Origin of the sequence: Streptomyces sp. NPDC021096 (assembly GCF_040641275.1) — a bacterium.
Lineage (GTDB): Bacteria > Actinomycetota > Actinomycetes > Streptomycetales > Streptomycetaceae > Streptomyces.
Genome location: NZ_JBFADG010000006.1, coordinates 186,982 through 203,239, shown reverse-complemented (window position 1 = coordinate 203,239; position 16,258 = coordinate 186,982). Strand labels below are relative to the sequence as shown.

At 73.5% G+C, this 16,258-nt stretch carries 12 protein-coding genes; 10 read left to right on the top strand and 2 right to left on the bottom strand.

Annotated elements, in window-relative coordinates:
• Positions 1 to 10 precede the first annotated feature (10 nt).
• From AB0G59_RS12495 to AB0G59_RS12485, 3 genes are all read left to right on the top strand, one after another.
• A complete protein-coding gene (locus AB0G59_RS12495) occupies positions 11 to 904 on the top strand; it encodes an ADP-ribosylglycohydrolase family protein (protein ID WP_360910749.1) in 894 nt (297 codons plus the stop codon).
• A gap of 66 nt (positions 905 to 970) precedes the next feature.
• On the top strand, positions 971 to 1,672 hold the full coding sequence (locus tag AB0G59_RS12490; RefSeq protein ID WP_071961829.1) for a ribonuclease HII: 702 nt from the start codon (positions 971 to 973) through the stop codon (positions 1,670 to 1,672).
• 59 nt (positions 1,673 to 1,731) lie between these two features.
• Positions 1,732 to 2,325 carry a hypothetical protein gene (locus tag AB0G59_RS12485; RefSeq protein ID WP_360910746.1) on the top strand — a complete coding sequence of 198 codons (594 nt, stop codon included), beginning with the start codon at positions 1,732 to 1,734 and terminating at the stop codon, positions 2,323 to 2,325.
• Positions 2,326 to 2,386: 61 nt separating this feature from the next.
• Here AB0G59_RS12485 and AB0G59_RS12480 read toward each other — a convergent pair whose 3' ends face one another.
• Both AB0G59_RS12480 and AB0G59_RS12475 read right to left on the bottom strand, forming a co-directional pair.
• On the bottom strand, positions 2,387 to 2,974 hold the full coding sequence (locus AB0G59_RS12480) for a hypothetical protein (RefSeq protein WP_360910744.1): 588 nt from the start codon (positions 2,972 to 2,974) through the stop codon (positions 2,387 to 2,389).
• A 218-nt stretch (positions 2,975 to 3,192) separates the two neighbouring features.
• Positions 3,193 to 5,358, bottom strand: a complete 2,166-nt coding sequence (locus AB0G59_RS12475) for a RecQ family ATP-dependent DNA helicase (protein WP_360910742.1) — start codon at positions 5,356 to 5,358, stop codon at positions 3,193 to 3,195.
• Positions 5,359 to 5,515: 157 nt separating this feature from the next.
• Here AB0G59_RS12475 and AB0G59_RS12470 point away from each other — a divergent pair, with 157 nt between their 5' ends.
• The 7 genes from AB0G59_RS12470 to AB0G59_RS12440 all read left to right on the top strand — a co-directional run bounded on the left by AB0G59_RS12470 (position 5,516) and on the right by AB0G59_RS12440 (position 16,125).
• Entirely contained in the window at positions 5,516 to 7,036 is a 1,521-nt protein-coding gene (locus tag AB0G59_RS12470; RefSeq protein WP_360910741.1) for a DUF4192 domain-containing protein, read from the top strand.
• Positions 7,037 to 7,254: 218 nt separating this feature from the next.
• A complete protein-coding gene (locus AB0G59_RS12465) occupies positions 7,255 to 9,192 on the top strand; it encodes a glycogen debranching N-terminal domain-containing protein (RefSeq protein ID WP_360910857.1) in 1,938 nt (645 codons plus the stop codon).
• Between the two features lie 89 nt (positions 9,193 to 9,281).
• Complete coding sequence (locus AB0G59_RS12460; protein ID WP_071961825.1) at positions 9,282 to 10,043, top strand: NUDIX hydrolase; 762 nt, start codon at positions 9,282 to 9,284, stop codon at positions 10,041 to 10,043.
• Positions 10,044 to 10,194: 151 nt separating this feature from the next.
• Positions 10,195 to 11,991, top strand: a complete 1,797-nt coding sequence (locus AB0G59_RS12455) for an ATP-binding cassette domain-containing protein (protein ID WP_360910739.1) — start codon at positions 10,195 to 10,197, stop codon at positions 11,989 to 11,991.
• Positions 11,992 to 12,166: 175 nt separating this feature from the next.
• Positions 12,167 to 13,105: an FCD domain-containing protein gene (locus tag AB0G59_RS12450; protein WP_360910737.1), complete on the top strand. Its 939-nt coding sequence runs from the start codon at positions 12,167 to 12,169 to the stop codon at positions 13,103 to 13,105.
• 378 nt (positions 13,106 to 13,483) lie between these two features.
• Positions 13,484 to 15,043 carry an RNA polymerase sigma factor gene (locus tag AB0G59_RS12445; protein ID WP_071961822.1) on the top strand — a complete coding sequence of 520 codons (1,560 nt, stop codon included), beginning with the start codon at positions 13,484 to 13,486 and terminating at the stop codon, positions 15,041 to 15,043.
• A 146-nt stretch (positions 15,044 to 15,189) separates the two neighbouring features.
• Positions 15,190 to 16,125 carry a serine protease gene (locus AB0G59_RS12440; RefSeq protein WP_360910735.1) on the top strand — a complete coding sequence of 312 codons (936 nt, stop codon included), beginning with the start codon at positions 15,190 to 15,192 and terminating at the stop codon, positions 16,123 to 16,125.
• Positions 16,126 to 16,258: the final 133 nt, after the last annotated feature.

The window sequence follows — 16,258 nt, the reverse complement described above, 5'->3', positions numbered from 1 at the left end:
GTTCGCAGCGATGACAGCTGACCGATTCCCCCGAGCCCTGGCGAGCCTGCGAGGGCTGGCCGTGGGCGACGCCCTCGGCTCCCAGTTCTTCGTCCCCGCCAACTATCCGTCGCTCAAGCGCCGCGAGCTGCCGCCCGCACCCTGGCAATGGACCGACGACACCGAGATGGCCTGCTCCGTGCTGGCCGTCCTCGCCCGGCACGGCCGCATCGACCAGGACGCCCTCGCACAGTCCTTCGCCGAGCACCACGACTTCGACCGCGGCTACGGCCCGGCGGTCAACCGCATGCTGCGCCTGGTCAGGGAAGGCGGCGACTGGCGGGAGCTGGCCGCCGCCCTGTTCAAGGGCCAGGGCTCCTGGGGCAACGGCGCCGCCATGCGCATCGCCCCGCTCGGCGCCTGGTACGCCGACGACCCCGAGCAGGCGACCCACCAGGCGGAGATCTCGGCCTACACCACCCACCAGCACCGCGAAGCGGTGGCCGGCAGCATGGCCGTGGCCGCCGCTTCCGCCATCGCCGCCGGCCCAGCGGGGACCGTCACCCCCGAGGCCCTGCTGGACGGCGTGATCGCACTCGTGCCGCGCAGCGCGGTCCAGGCGGGGCTGCGCCGAGCCCGCGACATGCTCGACTACGGCGACGCGACCACCGTCGCCGCCGTCCTGGGCTGCGGCCGCCGTACCAGCGCACATGACACCGTGCCGTTCGCGCTGTGGGCGGCGGCCCGCCATCTCGACTCGTTCGAGGAGGCGTTCTGGACGACGGCGCAGGCCGGCGGCGATGTGGACACCACCTCCGCGATCGCGGGCGGCGTGGTCGCCGCAGCGGAACGAGGCGCTCCGCCGGCGGACTGGCTGCGGCACACCGAGGCGCTCCCCGACTGGCTGCCGCGGGCCGCGCGCTGAGCGCAGGGCGAGGAGTGGGGGCGGGGCGGGACACGCCGGGCGCGGGGGCGTAACCTTACAGGCGCCATGCCCTACCAACCGCCTACCCACAGCGTCGAGCGCTCGCTCCGAGCGACGACCGGAGCAAAGATCGTCGCCGGTGTGGACGAGGTCGGCCGGGGCGCCTGGGCCGGACCCGTCACCGTGTGCGCGGCCATCACCGGCCTGCGCCGTCCGCCCGAGGGCCTCACGGACTCCAAGCTGCTGACGCTCAAGCGGCGCACCGCGCTCGCCGAGACCCTGGAGACGTGGGTCACGGCCTACGCCCTGGGCCACTCCTCCCCGCAGGAGATCGACGAGCTGGGCATGACGGCGGCCCTGCGGCTGGCCGCGACGCGCGCCCTGGAGGCGTTGCCCGTGCGGCCGGACGCGGTGATCCTCGACGGCAAGCACGACTACCTCGGCGACCCGTGGAAGGTCCGTACGGTCATCAAGGGCGACCAGTCCTGTGTGGCCGTGGCGGCGGCCTCCGTGATCGCCAAGGTGCGGCGCGACACGATGATGGCCGAACTGGGCGCGAGCCACACCGACTTCGGGTTCTGCGACAACGCCGGATACCCCTCGCCGGTGCACCGCGCCGCCCTGGAAGAGCTGGGCCCGACCCCGCACCACCGGCTGTCCTGGTCCTACCTGGACGCGCTGCCCAAGTGGCAGCACCTCAAGCGGGCCCGTATCGCCCCGGAAAACGTGGCATTGGAGGCCGGAGGCCAGCTCGGCTTCGACTTCTGAGTGGCCCAAAACGCCACCCGCCGACGCGACTCGCACCGGCGTTTGATAAACATCATTTCATGCCTCTCATCCCCGAGGAGCCTCAGATTCACGAGAGTGTCCCGGGTCCCCGCGCAGTTCCGGCCGCCGGCCGCCCCGCGATGACCCCCCGCCCTGTCCCTGGTCCCCGCCCGGCTCCGACGCGGTCCGGCAGCCCCGGCCCGCGCAGCGGACCCGTTCCCTCCCCGCGCGCCCCGCGTGCCGCTGAGGTGGGCGCGCAGGCGGCCACGCCGCAGATCCAGCTGATCCCCGCCTCGGCGCAGGGTGCCCTGGACGCCGCGGACGAGGCCGTCGACCTGCTGCTCGACACCGGCCGGTCGCCCGGCGAGGTCCTGGTCCTCACCACCGGTGAGGCACACCCGTGGGCCGCGCACGAGCTGTCCTTCGGCGAGGCGTCCTACTGGGCGCAGCACGATGCCGCGGAGGACGTCTTCTACGCGGCCGCCGATGCCGACCGGATCTCGACCCGCCCCGTCGTGGTCGTCGCCGTCAACGGCGGTTCGGACGCGGCGGTGGCTGGTGCGCTTCCCGCGGCCATGGCCCGCGCGGGTGCGCTGCTGATCGTCTGCGGCGATCCGCAGCGGGTCAACGCCCTTCTGCCCGCCAGCGCCTGACGGGTGATCGCGGTGGCCGTCCGCTCCTGAGGGAGCGCGTCGGCCGCCGTGTCCTCCCGTGTCACCGGGCGGCCGTGTGGCGGTGCGCTTCGGGCGCCCCGCCGCCGAAGCCGATCGGCGCGGCCGGACGTGCGGAGGAGCGGGGGTAGCGCCCGCTGCGCCCCTCGCCCAGGATGTGCCAGCCGGCCGCGGTGAGCGTGATGTAGGCGCCGCAGCGCAGCCCGTGCAGCGTGCAGGCGTCCCGCAGCGCCCACATCCAGGCGCCGTCCTCCTCGGTCCAATGGGCCTCGCCCTCGCGGCAGTAGAGCAGTACGGCCGTACGGGCCGGGGTGCGTCTGCGCAGGTCGTGCGGGATCACCAGACGGAGCTGCGAGAGCAGTGCGTTGCGCAGCTCCCAGCCGTCGGTGGCGCTCGTCCGCATGGCCGGCCGGGCGAAGGAGGCGCTTGCCGCCAGCCGGTCGTCCGAATGGAAGACGGCGGCGACGGCTGTGGACGGAGCCGGCCGGTGCCTGGCGTACAGCCCCCTGACGACCTCGCGCGGACTGCGTAGCGGGGGGACTCCGGACGCGACCCACTCAGCGGGCTCGAGCAGCCTGCTCAGACGGGTGACGGAGTCGGCGGACGGCGGCGAGGCGGTGCCGAAGGCCATGATTCTCCCTTCGTCTGCACGCCCGCTGGTCGGGCGGGATGCAGGCAGGGCGGCACGCCGCGACGGCGGTCCCGGCAGGCCGCCGACGGGCGGGAGTGGGGAGTCGGTCCAATTCTCGCGGTCCCACCGGCCGTGCGGCAACGATCAATTGGCGCCACTGACCGGTATCTGGCGGTCCGCCGACGAAATTCCCCTTCGCCTCTCCTGCCCGTCCGCGCTCACCCCTGGACGGCCAGGACCAGCGGAAACACCTCCTTCGCCCCGGATCGCCGCAGCAGCCGTGCCGCCACGGCGAGCGTCCAGCCCGTATCCGCCAGATCGTCCACGAGCAGCACCGGACCACCGGCCGAGGCCAGCGCCTCGGCGAGGGCCGGAGGGACGGTCAGCGCTCCGTCCAATGCCCGCAGACGCTGTGCGCTGTTGGTACGCGGCACCCGCGTGTCCGCTTCCCCGTGCCCGTACTCGACCGTGCCGAGCATCGGCATGCGGCCGATCCGGGCGATGCGCTCGCCCAGGGAGCCGATCAGGCGCGGCCGGGTGCGGGAGGCGACGGTGACGACACCCACCGGCCGGGCGGGAGCGTCCGGTGCCCCCGATGCCCAACCGCCGGGCCCCCGGGCCCAGTCGGTCAGAACGGTGACCACGGCGTCGGCCACATCGTCCGGAATCTCGGCGTCCGGAGCCTGCGGGGCGAGGAGGGGACGCAGCCGGTTGCCCCAGCCGATGTCGGAGAGCCGCCCCAGCGCCCGGCCGGGAGAGGCCTGCTCGCCCGCCGGGATACGGCCCTTGAGGTCCACGCCGACCGCAGGCATGCCCGTCGGCCACATCCGTCGCGGCTCCACCTCCACTCCCGGGCGGCCCAGCTCGCCCCGGGAGGCGTCCAGCGCCCCGGAGGAGACATCCGCGGTGAACCGGGGAGCCGCGCAGTTGTCGCACCGTCCGCACGGGGCGGCCTGCTCGTCGTCCAGCTGGCGCCGCAGGAACTCCATCCGGCACTGCGTGGTCGTGGCGTACTCGCGCATCGCCTGCTGCTCCGCCTCGCGCTGGCGCGCGACCCATGCGTACCGCTCGGCGTCGTACACCCAGGGCTCGCCCGTCGAGGTCCAGCCCCCGCGCACCCGGTGGACGGCCCCGTCCACGTCGAGGACCTTGAGCATGGTCTCCAGCCGGGAGCGTCGAAGCTCCACCTGGGGCTCAAGAGCGGGCAGCGACACCGGACGCCCGGCGGCGGCCAGTACGTCCAGCGTGCGGCGGACCTGCTCCTCGGGAGGGAAGGCCAGCGAGGCGAAGTACTTCCAGATCGCCTCGTCCTCGCGGCCCGGCAGCAGCAGCACCTCGGCGTGCTGCACGCCACGGCCGGCGCGGCCCACCTGCTGGTAGTAGGCGATGGGGGAGGAGGGCGAGCCCAGGTGGACCACGAAGCCGAGGTCCGGCTTGTCGAAGCCCATGCCCAGCGCGGAGGTGGCCACGAGCGCCTTGACCCGGTTGGCGAGCAGGTCCTCCTCCGCCTGCTGCCGGTCGGCGTTCTCCGTCTTGCCCGTGTACGACGCCACGGTGTGCCCGCGCCGGCGAAGGAAGGCCGTCACCTCCTCGGCCGCCGCGACGGTCAGGGTGTAGATGATCCCGGAGCCCGGCAGGTCGTCGAGGTGGTCGGCGAGCCAGGCCAGCCGGTGGGCGGCGTCCGGCAGGCTCAGCACGCTCAGGCTCAGGCTCTCCCGGTCCAGCGGGCCACGCAGGACGAGCGCCTCCTCCGCGCCCTCGCCCGTGCCCAGCTGTTCGGCGACGTCGGCGGTGACACGGGCGTTGGCCGTGGCGGTGGTCGCGAGCACGGGCACGCCCGGCGGCAGGTCGGCCAGCATGGTGCGCAGCCGGCGGTAGTCCGGGCGGAAGTCGTGGCCCCAGTCGGAGATGCAGTGGGCCTCGTCGACGACCAGCAGGCCGGTGGCGGCGGCGAGCTTGGGCAGCACCTGGTCGCGGAAGTCGGGATTGTTGAGCCGCTCGGGGCTCACCAGCAGCACGTCGACCTCGCCCGCCGCCACCTCGGCCTGCACGGTCTCCCACTCCTCGGTGTTGGAGGAGTTGATCGTGCGGGCGTGGATGCCCGCCCGGGCGGCCGCGTCCACCTGGTTCCGCATGAGCGCGAGCAGCGGGGAAACGATCACCGTCGGGCCGGCGCCGCGCTCGCGCAGCAGCGCGGTCGCGACGAAGTACACCGCGGACTTGCCCCAGCCGGTGCGCTGCACGACCAGCGCGCGGCGACGGTCGGCGACGAGCGCCTCGATCGCGCGCCACTGGTCCTCGCGCAGTCTCGCCGTACCCGTGGTGTCTCCGACGAGGCGGGCGAGAACGGTGTCCGCCGAGGTGCGGAGGGCTTCGTTGGTCATGGCCCCATGCAACACGAGGGCACTGACAAAGCGCGAATGGGCCGCCGGACCTGTGGAAAACCCGGGCAGGCGGTTATCCACAGAGTTAGTACGACAAGATGTCTGGAGTTATCCACAGGGCTGGCGGGCTCTCCCGGGGCCGCGGGACTCTCGGGCCATGACGCAGCACAACGAATCCGCCCGCACATCCGCCTCGTCCGCCGCCTCGACGCCCGCGTGGGAATCCCGGACGGAGACCCAGATCACCCTCCGCAGCCCGGCCGAACTCGCCGACGCCCTGCCCTACCTGATGGGGTTTCATCCAACCGATTCGGTCGTCATGCTGGCCCTGCACGGCGAGCGCGGACGCTTCGGAGGCCGGCTCAGGCTCGGGATTCCGGACAACGAAGAGGAGTGGAGCGATGTCAGCGACCAGCTCGCCGAAACCCTCGTCGCGGGCTGCGGCAAGCGGGGCTCCCGGCCCGACGGCATCGTCCTGTTCCTGTGCCAGGACCCTGCGAAGGAAGAGGAGAGCGCACGGCAGGTGATGGAGCGGCTCCGCCCGCTCGCCCAGAGCCTGCGCCTGGCGTGCGGCGGGTTGGACGTGCCGGTGTACGAGGCGCTGTGTATCTCCGGCGGCCGGTTCTGGTCCTACTGCTGCCCCGACGAGCGCTGCTGTCCGCCGGAAGGCACCCCTCTGGCTGTGCCCGGCACCTCGGTGATGGCCGCGGCAGCCGCCTACGCCGGCATCCAGGTGCGCGGAACACTGCGCGAGATGGAGTCCCGCTACGCCCCGCTCACCGGCCGGCGGGCCGAGGAACAGGAATCGGCGCTGGACGCGGCCGCCGCGGATCTCATCCCGCGCATCCTCAGGGGAACGGACTGCGAGACGGTCCGCCACGAGACCCTGGATCTCGCGCGCCTGGTCATGGAGCGGTTCCACGACGCCCCGCCCGCCGCGTCCCTGCCGGAGGCCGACGCGAGGGACGACGACCTGCTGGCGTCCGACGAGGCGGCGGCCATCGTCCTCGGCCTCCAGGACCGCACCACGCGCGACCGCGCCGCGGAGTGGATGGAAGGACCGCAGGCCCCGGCGGCGCTGCGCGTCTGGCGCGCCCTGGCCCGCCGCTGTGTGGGGCCGTACGTCGAACACGCGGCGGCACCCCTCACCCTCGCCGGCTGGGTCGCCTGGTCGACCGGTGATCACCCCGAGGCCCGGGTCGCCCTCAGCCGGGCCCTGAGCGCCGACCCCGAGTACCTGTTCGCCCAACTGCTGCACCGCGCGTGCAACGACGGCATGGACCCCGAGCTCCTGCGCCGCTGTCTGCGCCGTGAACGCGCCGACCGCGTAGTGAACCACCGGACCGCCGGCGCCGGAGCCGACCAGGCCGGGGCCTCGGCGCCGACGGCTTCCGCCGATACGCCGGAGAACGACGTACTGGAAGCGGCGATGGAGGCGGAAGCGCCTGGTGACACGCAGGCGACGGACAACGCGGTTACAGGCCGGGCCACCGCCCAGGCCACCGTCGAGGCCGCGACCCCGGCAGGCGGGTCGCGCCGACGCGGAACCAGCCCCGCCGGCCCCGGAGGTGCGAACGGGAAGAGCCGCCCGGACGGGGCGGCCGGTGCGAACGGACCGGCGGGGAAGGCGCGCACGCGGCGGCGCGCGGGGCATCGGGGGGTGCGGGGTCGGCAGTGAGGTTCGCCACGGGCGGGCCCCCGTGACCTCGGCGGGTCCGCCGCCGTTCACCTGAGTGGCCCGCACTCGTTGTCGGTCGTCCAGGTCCGTGACGCCCAAGGGAGCGCAGACACGTGCAAGGCATTGCCCCCAACGGCCCTTCGATCCACCGCCCACCCGAGCAACGGCGCCCCCCGGCCGGACGGGCCCCCGCACCGCAACCCGTTCATCAGGCGCTGATCTGCGTCGCCCTGCCCGCGTTCGCCATCTCCGGGGAGCACGGGCAGCTCACCGGCGACGGACTCGAAGGCTTCTACAGGGGTGGGCGCCGCCTGCTGGCGAGGTGCCGGGTGAAGGTCGCCGGCGCCGAGCCGGTCCCCGTCCAGGGGCGCATGCTCACCGCGGACCGGGCCCGCTTCGTCGGCACGGTGCGGACTCCCGCCGAGGCGGGGCCCGACCCGGCTGTGACCGTCGAGCGGGTGCGGGACGCCGAGGGCGTCGAGCGGATCACCGTGCGCAGCGCGGCCGTGCAGGAGCTGCGGCTGGTGGTCGAGGTGTCCCTGGGCACCGACCTCGCCGAGCTGGGCGCGATCGCCGCCGGACGCGCCGGCCCCGAGATCCCGGCCGCCGTGCACGCCTCGGGGCTGCGTTGGTCGGCGCCCGGCTTGCACGCGGTGGTCACGGCCGACCCCCAGCCGGGGGACGTACTCGCCTCGGCCGGGCTGCTGTGCTGGGAGATACAGCTGCCGCCCGGCGGCAGCCGGAACATCGAACTACGGGTCCGGCCTGAACTGCCGGGCAGGCCCCGCACGCCCGAGCCCGTCGCCGCCAGCCGGGGCGGGGCACCGCCTCCCTGGGGCGACGCGGAGGCCGACGGGGACGACCCACGGGCGGCCGCACTGCTGGCGGCGAGCCTCGCCGACCTCCGGGCCCTGCTCGTACGCGACCCCGGGCATCCGGGCGACGTCCATCTCGCCGCCGGCATTCCCTGGCGCTGCGGTCATCTCGCCCCCGCCGAGGCGCTGTGGGCCGCCCGCATGACGCTGCCCCTGGGGGTCCGCCTGGCCGCGGGCACGCTGCGCACCCTGGCTCGTATGCAACTGCCCGGGCCGGGGCCCGACCGCGGCCGCATTCCCGGCGCGCTGCGGCACTCGGGGGCCCACCTGCCGCCCGGTTGTACGGGCGTGGAGGCGACGCTGCTGTTCCCCGTCGTCCTCGCGGAGGCCAGGCGCTGGGGCCTGGCCGACCAGGAGACGGAGGGGCTGCTGCCCGCGGCCGAGGGGTGCCTGGAGTGGCTGCGGGCGTCCGTCCGGGACGGGGTGTACCTCCCGGACCCGGCGCCGGGAGGCCCCTACCGCTGTGAGGTCCAGGCGCACGCGCACCGGGCCGCCCTGCTCGGCGCCGACCTGCTCGAGTCCTACGGCCGCCCCGGCGCGGCCGGGCTGCGGGAGTGGGCGGCCGGTCTGCGGCGCCGCTTTCAGGAGGAGTTCTGGACCGACGACCTGGGCGGCGGCCGACCCGTGGCGGCGCGCACCCCCGACGGGCGGCGGATACCTCACCTCGGCAGCGCCGCCGCTCATCTGCTCGACACGGGCCTGCTCGGCGGCGGCGCGTACGCCGCTGGACTGCTGGACAGGGTGCAGACCGAGCAGGTGGCCCGGCTCCTGGGCGGCCCCGCCCTCGATTCCGGCTGGGGGCTGCGCAGCCTGGGGGCCAAGGAGCCGGGGCACAACCCGTTCGGCCACCGCAGCGGGGCCGTGCGCGTCCATGAGACGGCCGTCGCCGTGGCCGGGCTCGTGGCGGCCGGTTATGAGAAGGAAGCAAGCGGCCTGTTGCGCGGGGCGTTGGACGCGGCTGAGGCCTTCGGTTACCGGCTGCCGGAGATGTACGCGGGGGAGCAGCGCATCACCGGCAGCGCGCCCCTGCCACATCCCGCGGCCTGCCGGCCCGCGGCCGTCGCGGCGGCCGGCGCGGTCCAGTTGCTGGCGTCGCTCGCCGGGGTGCGCCCCGATGTTCCGGCAGGCAGCGTGGCTGTCCGGCCGCCGCGCACCGCACCGCTGGGCGAGCTGCGGTTCACCGGGCTCCGCGTCGCCGAGCAGCCGTTCGCCGTGAGGGTCAGCCGGCTCGGACTGGGCATGGTCGAGGAGGCCGCCGATGGCCTGCAGTTGGGGGCGTGAACGTCATGCGTGTCAGGTTGTCCGACGGCCCCCTGGCGGGCAATGGTCAAGAGCCTGTTTATCGTCAGGAAGACGACTATGATCGCGTCATGCCTTACGACCCGTCGGCTTACCCGCCCTTCGCAGTCACCGTCGACCTGGTCGTGCTCACCGTGCGGCGGCACGCGCTGTGCGCGCTGGCCGTGCGGCGTGGCGAGCCCCCGTTCCAGGGCCGCTGGGCGCTGCCCGGCGGGTTCGTGCGGGGTGACGAGGACCTGGCGACGGCGGCCGCGCGCGAGCTGGCCGAGGAGACGGGGCTGCACGCCCACGACCCGGCGGGGCCGGCGATCGCCAACGCCGCACACCTCGAGCAGCTCGCCACCTACGGCGACCCCAAGCGCGACCCGCGCATGCGGGTGGTGAGCGTCGCGCACCTCGCGCTCGCGCCCGACCTGCCCGCCCCGCGCCCCGGTGGCGACGCGCGCAGCGTGCGCTGGGCGCCGGTGGAGGACCTGCTGGACCAGGAGGTCGGCTACGGCCGCGAGGACGAACAGGCCGCGCCGCTGGCCTTTGACCACGCCCGCATCCTCGCGGACGGCGTCGAGCGCGCCCGTTCGAAGATCGAGTACTCCTCGCTGGCCACCGCCTTCTGCCCCCAGGAGTTCACCGTCGGGGAGCTGCGCCGGGTCTACGAAGCGGTGTGGGGCGTGGCCCTGGACCCCCGCAACTTCCACCGCAAGGTCACCGGCACCCCCGGCTTCCTGGTGCCGACGGGCGGGACGACGACACGCCAGGGAGGGCGACCGGCGCAGCTCTTCAGCGCGGGCGGTGCCACCCTGCTCAACCCCCCGATGCTCCGGCCCGAGGCCTAGCCCGGGCCGGGCGGCCGGAAGTCGCGGGCCCTGGGACGTCGCACCCGCACGGATGTGACACGCGTGTCTGAAGATGCCGGCGTTGCGTAGCAAATAGGACATATCGGGTTACGGTGCTGCGGTACGGTCCCGTCGTCCCGCGAGTGAAGCCATGATTCAGGCCATCGGACTGACCAGCGTTCCCCGCCGCCAACAGCCTCCCGTCGTCGACGACCTCACCTTCGAGGCCCGCCCCGGGCGCGTCACCGTCCTGCTCGGCGAGCCCGGAGCGGGCAAGACCACCGCCCTGCGCCTCATGCTGCGCCTCGACCCCGGCCGTGGCGTCGCCCTCTTCCGCGGTCGCACCCTGGACCGGATCCCCCACCCCACCCGCGAGATCGGCGTCCTGCTCGGCGACGTCCCCGGCCACCCCTCCCGCACCGCCCGTGGCCACCTGCGCATGCTCAGCGCGGCCGCGGGGGTCCCCGTCGAGCGCGCCGACGACGTCCTCGAGGTCGTCGGGCTCAGCGGCCTCGCGGACCAGCGCCTCGGCGACTTCTCGCTCGGCATGGACCGCCGTCTCGGCCTTGCCTCCGCCCTCCTCGGCGACCCCCACACGCTCGTACTCGACGACCCCGCCGAGGGGCTCTCCCCGCGCGAGACCGCGTGGCTCCACGGGCTGCTGCGCGGTTACGCGGCCCAGGGCGGCGCCGTACTCGTCACCTCCCGTGACGCCAAGGAGGCGGGCCGCATCGGCGACCGGGTGGTCACCATCGACGAGGGTCGTCTCATCGCCGACCAGGAGGCCGCCGCCTTCGCCGGCTGCCGACTGCGGCCCCGCGTCGCCGTCCGGTCGCCGCTGGCGAACCGTCTCGCCCACGTCCTCGCCGCGGAGGCCGACAAGGCCGGCGAAGTGACGGGCGGCCCTCCCGTCGAGGTCGTGCACGAAGGCGGCAGCCGCATCTCCGTCTACGGCAGCAGCTGCGCGGCCGTCGGCGAGACCGCCTACCGGCACGGCATCCTCGTGCACCGCCTGACCGAGGAGACCGGCGACACCGGCCCCGTAACCCCCCTGGAGCGGGCCGACGGCCGTCGCACCGACGCCGCGGACCCGCAGGCCGCAGAGCCGGACGAGAGCGCTCCGCAGCCCGAAAGCGCCGTCCCCGCCGTCCCCACCGGCCTCAGCGCCCGACTCACCGCACCCGGCCCCGTCTGGCCGCTGCGATACGAGCTGCGCCGGGCCACGGGCGTCCGCACCGGCTGGAACGTGGCCGCCGCCGCGCTCGCCGCCTCGCTGGTCGCCTCCGTACTGCTCGCCCGGACCGGCGCCCCTCCGGCGCTGCGGCTGCTCACGGGCTGGCCGGTCTGGCTGCCGCTGCCCCCCGCCGCCTTCGCCGCCGGGCTGCTCGGAGCGCTCGCTTTCGGCCAGGAATTCCGTTACCCGGCGCTCGCTCCCGACCAGGGCACCGTGCCGCGCCGCCTCGGCCTGCTGGGGGCGAAGCTCGCCGTCTCGGCCGCGGCCGCGCTGCTCCTTGCCCTCGTCTCCCTGGCCCTCGACGGCGCCGTTGTGCGGCTCCTCTTCGGCCATTCCGTCGCTCTCTTCCCCGACGGCTGGGTCACCGCGCTCGCCGGCTGGACCGGGCTCACCCTGGGATGCGCCTGGGCCGGGCTGCTCGCAGCGGGTCTCTTCCGGTCCACCGCGCTGGGGCTGGTGGCGGTCCTGGCGGTGCCCACGCTGGTGGTGCCCGTCCTGGGCGGACTGCTCTCCCGGCCGGCCGCCCGTTCGCTGATCGGGCTTCCGGAACGGCTGCGCTCGGCCGCCGTGGTGCAGTGGCCGTCAAGTCTTGATCAGGGGATCTCGGCGGCCCTGCGGCTGATGTCGCAGCCCATCGGCTGGGCCCTGGCCCTGGCGCTGGCGGGGTTGCTCGGCGCCTACGTCCTCACCGTATTCCGTGGCCGGCCGAGGTGATGGCTGTGCTATTGCGCCATGCCGGACGGCAGCGAACGCAGAGTGACAATCGGTCGGAAGGGGCGGGAGAAAAACACCCACTGCCATTACGCTCCGCAATCGCCCCCTCTCGCAAGGTGCCCGATTCTGTCCGTTTGGACGTCAATTGCGAGGTAATGGGCGATCACCCTTTCGTGTGCTTTTCACCAAAGACCTCAAGGGGCTTCGAGGTGTCGCCGACAAAGGAAGCGTGAGTACCCTTGCGCACACCATGATGACCGCGGCTCGCCCCGCCGACTCCGGCCTCGCCGGCCCGGGCGAGCTAGACCGCTACTCCTACGCGGAGGCCCCCGGGCCCGACCGCGTCGCCTCGCCCGCCTGGGACGGCGAGGCGGAGCTGAGCCGCGCCGGCCGCCGCGCCGCCGGCAGCCGTGGCCGAGGGCTGCACGGCCAGCTCGTCCAGCAGCTGGGCCAGATGATCGTCTCCGGTGATCTGGGCGCCGACCGCCCGCTGGTCCCGGAGGAGATCGGACAGCGCTTCGAGGTCTCCCGCACCGTCGTCCGCGAATCCCTGCGCGTCCTCGAGGCCAAGGGCCTGGTCAGCGCGCGCCCCAACGTCGGCACCCGGGTCCGCCCCGTCAGCGACTGGAACCTGCTCGACCCCGACATCATCGAGTGGCGGGCCTTCGGGCCGCAGCGCGAGGACCAGCGCCGTGAGCTCTGCGAGCTGCGCTGGACCATCGAGCCGCTGGCCGCCCGGCTCGCCGCCGGCCACGGCCGCGAGGACGTCCAGCAGCGGCTCGCCGACATGGCCGAGATCATGGGGCACGCCCTCGCCCAGGGCGACTCCCTCACCTTCGCCCGCGCCGACGCCGAGTTCCACTCCCTCCTCCTGCAGGTCGCGGGCAACCGCATGCTCGAGCACCTCTCGGGCATCGTCTCCGCCGCCCTGCATGTCTCCGGCGCCTCGACCGGCGGCTGCGACCGCCCCTCCGAGGCGGGCGTCGGCCAGCACCTGCGGATCGTCGACGCCGTGGCCGCGGGCGACGCCGCCGGGGCCGAGGCGGCGATGCGCCAACTGCTCGTCGCGCATCCGGAGGTCGAGCGCGTGGTGCCCGCGCCCCGCGAGCACTGAGGGCGGAAGGGCACCGGACGGGGGCGGTACGTGCGGGACCGCTCGTCCAGCGCGCGCGTACGGCCGTACGCGCGAGCCGGACGGGCCGTTCCGCACGGCCGCAGACGGCGACCGATTCGGCGATCTGTCCGCTTCAGTGGTGATTCACTCCGTTATGCGGTGTGACTCGGGCCACGAGGATTGGGCGTAACGCTCCTTGAGGCAGCGCGATGACTAAAGAGGTGGTGGCTGCGGAGGGAATACAGGCCTCGTTCGAGGTGCTGTGTTGCTCTGCACTATCGCCCGCGCCGTCGGTTCATCCTTTGCCGACGGTCGTCGGAACCGGTCGCCCATTCAGGGTCGGCCGGGGCCGGAAGCCGTTTCCATCGTTCCGAGAGGTTGTTCGTGTCGGCCAGCACATCCCGTACGCTCCCGCCGGAGATCGCCGAATCCGAGTCTCTGATGGCGCTCATCGAGCAGGGAAAGGCCGAGGGGCAGATCGCCGGCGACGACGTGCGTCGGGCCTTCGAGGCTGACCAGATTCCGCCAACCCAGTGGAAGAACGTTCTGCGCAGCCTCAACCAGGTCCTCGACGAGGAGGGTGTGACGCTGATGGTCAGTGCCGCAGAGGCGCCCAAGCGCACCCGCAAGAGCGTCGCAGCGAAGAGCCCGGCGAAGCGCACCGCCACCAAGGCCGTTTCCTCCAAGACGGTCACGGCCCGGCAGTCGCCTTCCTCGACGTCCGGCACGTCCGCCCAGGGCGCGTACGACGCCGAGGGTGACGAGGCCGTGGCGCCCGCCAAGAAGACCGCCGCCAAGAAGGCGGTCGCCAAGAAGACGGTGGCCAAGAAGGCCACCGCCAAGAAGACGACGGCCAAGAAGACCGCCGCCAAGAAGGACTCCGACGAGATCCTCGAGGACGAGCTCCTCGAAGAGACTCCCACCCCGGGCAAGGGTGACGACGAGGATGAGAGCGGCGAGACCAAGGGCTTCGTTTTGTCCGACGAGGACGAGGACGACGCTCCCGCGCAGCAGGTCGCGGTGGCCGGTGCCACTGCCGACCCCGTCAAGGACTACCTGAAGCAGATCGGCAAGGTCCCCCTGCTCAACGCCGAGCAGGAGGTCGAGCTCGCCAAGCGCATCGAGGCCGGCCTGTTCGCCGAGGACAAGCTGGCGAACTCCGACAAGCTGGCCCCGAAGCTCAAGCGCGAGCTGGAGATCATCGCCGAGGACGGCCGGCGCGCCAAGAACCACCTGCTGGAGGCCAACCTCCGTCTGGTGGTCTCCCTGGCCAAGCGCTACACCGGCCGCGGCATGCTCTTCCTGGACCTGATCCAGGAGGGCAACCTCGGTCTGATCCGCGCGGTGGAGAAGTTCGACTACACCAAGGGCTACAAGTTCTCCACGTATGCCACGTGGTGGATCCGCCAGGCCATCACGCGCGCGATGGCCGACCAGGCCCGCACCATCCGTATCCCGGTGCACATGGTCGAGGTCATCAACAAGCTCGCGCGTGTCCAGCGCCAGATGCTCCAGGACCTGGGCCGTGAGCCCACCCCGGAGGAGCTGGCCAAGGAGCTCGACATGACCCCCGAGAAGGTCATCGAGGTCCAGAAGTACGGCCGTGAGCCGATCTCCCTCCACACCCCCCTGGGTGAGGACGGCGACAGCGAGTTCGGTGACCTCATCGAGGACTCCGAGGCGGTCGTGCCGGCCGACGCGGTCAGCTTCACGCTTCTGCAGGAGCAGCTGCACTCCGTCCTGGACACGCTGAGCGAGCGCGAGGCGGGCGTGGTCTCCATGCGCTTCGGTCTCACCGACGGTCAGCCCAAGACCCTCGACGAGATCGGCAAGGTCTACGGCGTCACGCGTGAGCGGATCCGTCAGATCGAGTCCAAGACCATGTCGAAGCTGCGTCACCCGTCGCGCTCCCAGGTTCTGCGCGACTACCTCGACTGATCCTGGCGTCGCGGTACCGCGCCCATCGATCCGGCAGGGCCCGGTTCCTCTTCGGAGGGGCCGGGCCCTGCGGGCTTCCGGATGCGCGGACGCCCTCCTGGGGTGACGCTGGGTAGACAAACGACTCCGCTGTGTCGGGAGAGTGTATGCGCGCCCTGAGGTACCCGCTGGCCGCGGCCTTCGTGCTGCTGGCGGTTTCCGGCCATCCGGTGAGGGCGGTGGACCGCGGGGTCGTCGGGGGTCAGGTCGTAAAGGTGTCCGACGCGCCCTGGATGGTGGCTCTGGCGAGCCGGGAGCGGTTCGGCGGTCTACGGTCCGGGCACTTCTGCGGCGGGGCCGTGGTGGGCCGTACGACGGTTGTGACGGCCGCGCATTGTCTGAGCCGTGAGGTGCTCGGGGTCGATGTGGCGGATGCCAGGGATCTGCGAGTGATCGCCGGCCGGGACGATCTTCGCAGCCGGGCGGGGGCCGAGATTCCGATCCGCGGCATCTGGGTCAATCCCGATTTCGACATGGGGACCAACGCCGGGGATGTGGCCGTCCTCACCCTGGCGGAGCCGGTGCCGGCAGCGCGCGCGATCCCCATGGCTCCGGCGGGCGACGCGGCGTACGAGCCGGGGACGGCGGCCGGCGTCTACGGCTGGGGAGATCTGACCGGCACCGGCACCTATTCGGAGACGTTGCGTGGCGCCCGGGTGCTCGTGCTGGCCGACGCGCTGTGCCGGCAGGCCTATCCGGGCGGGCCGGAGGGCACGTACAGCCCCGCGACGATGCTCTGCGGGGGCCTGCCGCTGGGCGGGCGGGACGCCTGTCAGGGCGACAGCGGGGGGCCGCTGGTGGCACGGGGGCGTCTGGTGGGACTGGTGTCGTGGGGGAGCGGCTGTGCCCAGCCGGGGCGGCCGGGGGTCTATACGCGGATCTCGGCCGTGGCCGGGCTGGTACGGGCGCACAGTAGCGACGCGCTGCCCGAGAAGGCGCCTCCGGCGCGGCAGCCATCTCTTCCGGCGGGCTCACCGCCCGCGGCGCCACCGCCCCAGCAGCCGCATGCGGCGCAGAGGCCCCATCACCGGGGGCCGGGATGAGCTCGCCCGGGGCGCCCGCGATCGCAAGAGGGTACGAGAGCGGGCGGCCTCCCCGGTGGGGGAGCCGCCCGCGGCTGTCCAGCCCTGGATGGCCGGACCTCGCTCGTCGTGGGATGCGATGTGTCAGCGTTCC

Excerpts from the sequence above, each read along its gene's own strand:
- AB0G59_RS12440 (WP_360910735.1), top strand. The coding sequence starts at position 15,190 with ATGCGCGCCCTGAGGTACCCGCTGGCCGCGGCCTTCGTGCTGCTGGCG.
- AB0G59_RS12480 (WP_360910744.1), bottom strand. The coding sequence starts at position 2,974 with ATGGCCTTCGGCACCGCCTCGCCGCCGTCCGCCGACTCCGTCACCCGT.
- AB0G59_RS12485 (WP_360910746.1), top strand. The coding sequence starts at position 1,732 with ATGCCTCTCATCCCCGAGGAGCCTCAGATTCACGAGAGTGTCCCGGGT.
- AB0G59_RS12460 (WP_071961825.1), top strand. The coding sequence starts at position 9,282 with ATGCCTTACGACCCGTCGGCTTACCCGCCCTTCGCAGTCACCGTCGAC.
- AB0G59_RS12490 (WP_071961829.1), top strand. The coding sequence starts at position 971 with ATGCCCTACCAACCGCCTACCCACAGCGTCGAGCGCTCGCTCCGAGCG.
- AB0G59_RS12495 (WP_360910749.1), top strand. The coding sequence starts at position 11 with ATGACAGCTGACCGATTCCCCCGAGCCCTGGCGAGCCTGCGAGGGCTG.
- AB0G59_RS12470 (WP_360910741.1), top strand. The coding sequence starts at position 5,516 with ATGACGCAGCACAACGAATCCGCCCGCACATCCGCCTCGTCCGCCGCC.
- AB0G59_RS12455 (WP_360910739.1), top strand. The coding sequence starts at position 10,195 with ATGATTCAGGCCATCGGACTGACCAGCGTTCCCCGCCGCCAACAGCCT.
- AB0G59_RS12475 (WP_360910742.1), bottom strand. The coding sequence starts at position 5,358 with ATGACCAACGAAGCCCTCCGCACCTCGGCGGACACCGTTCTCGCCCGC.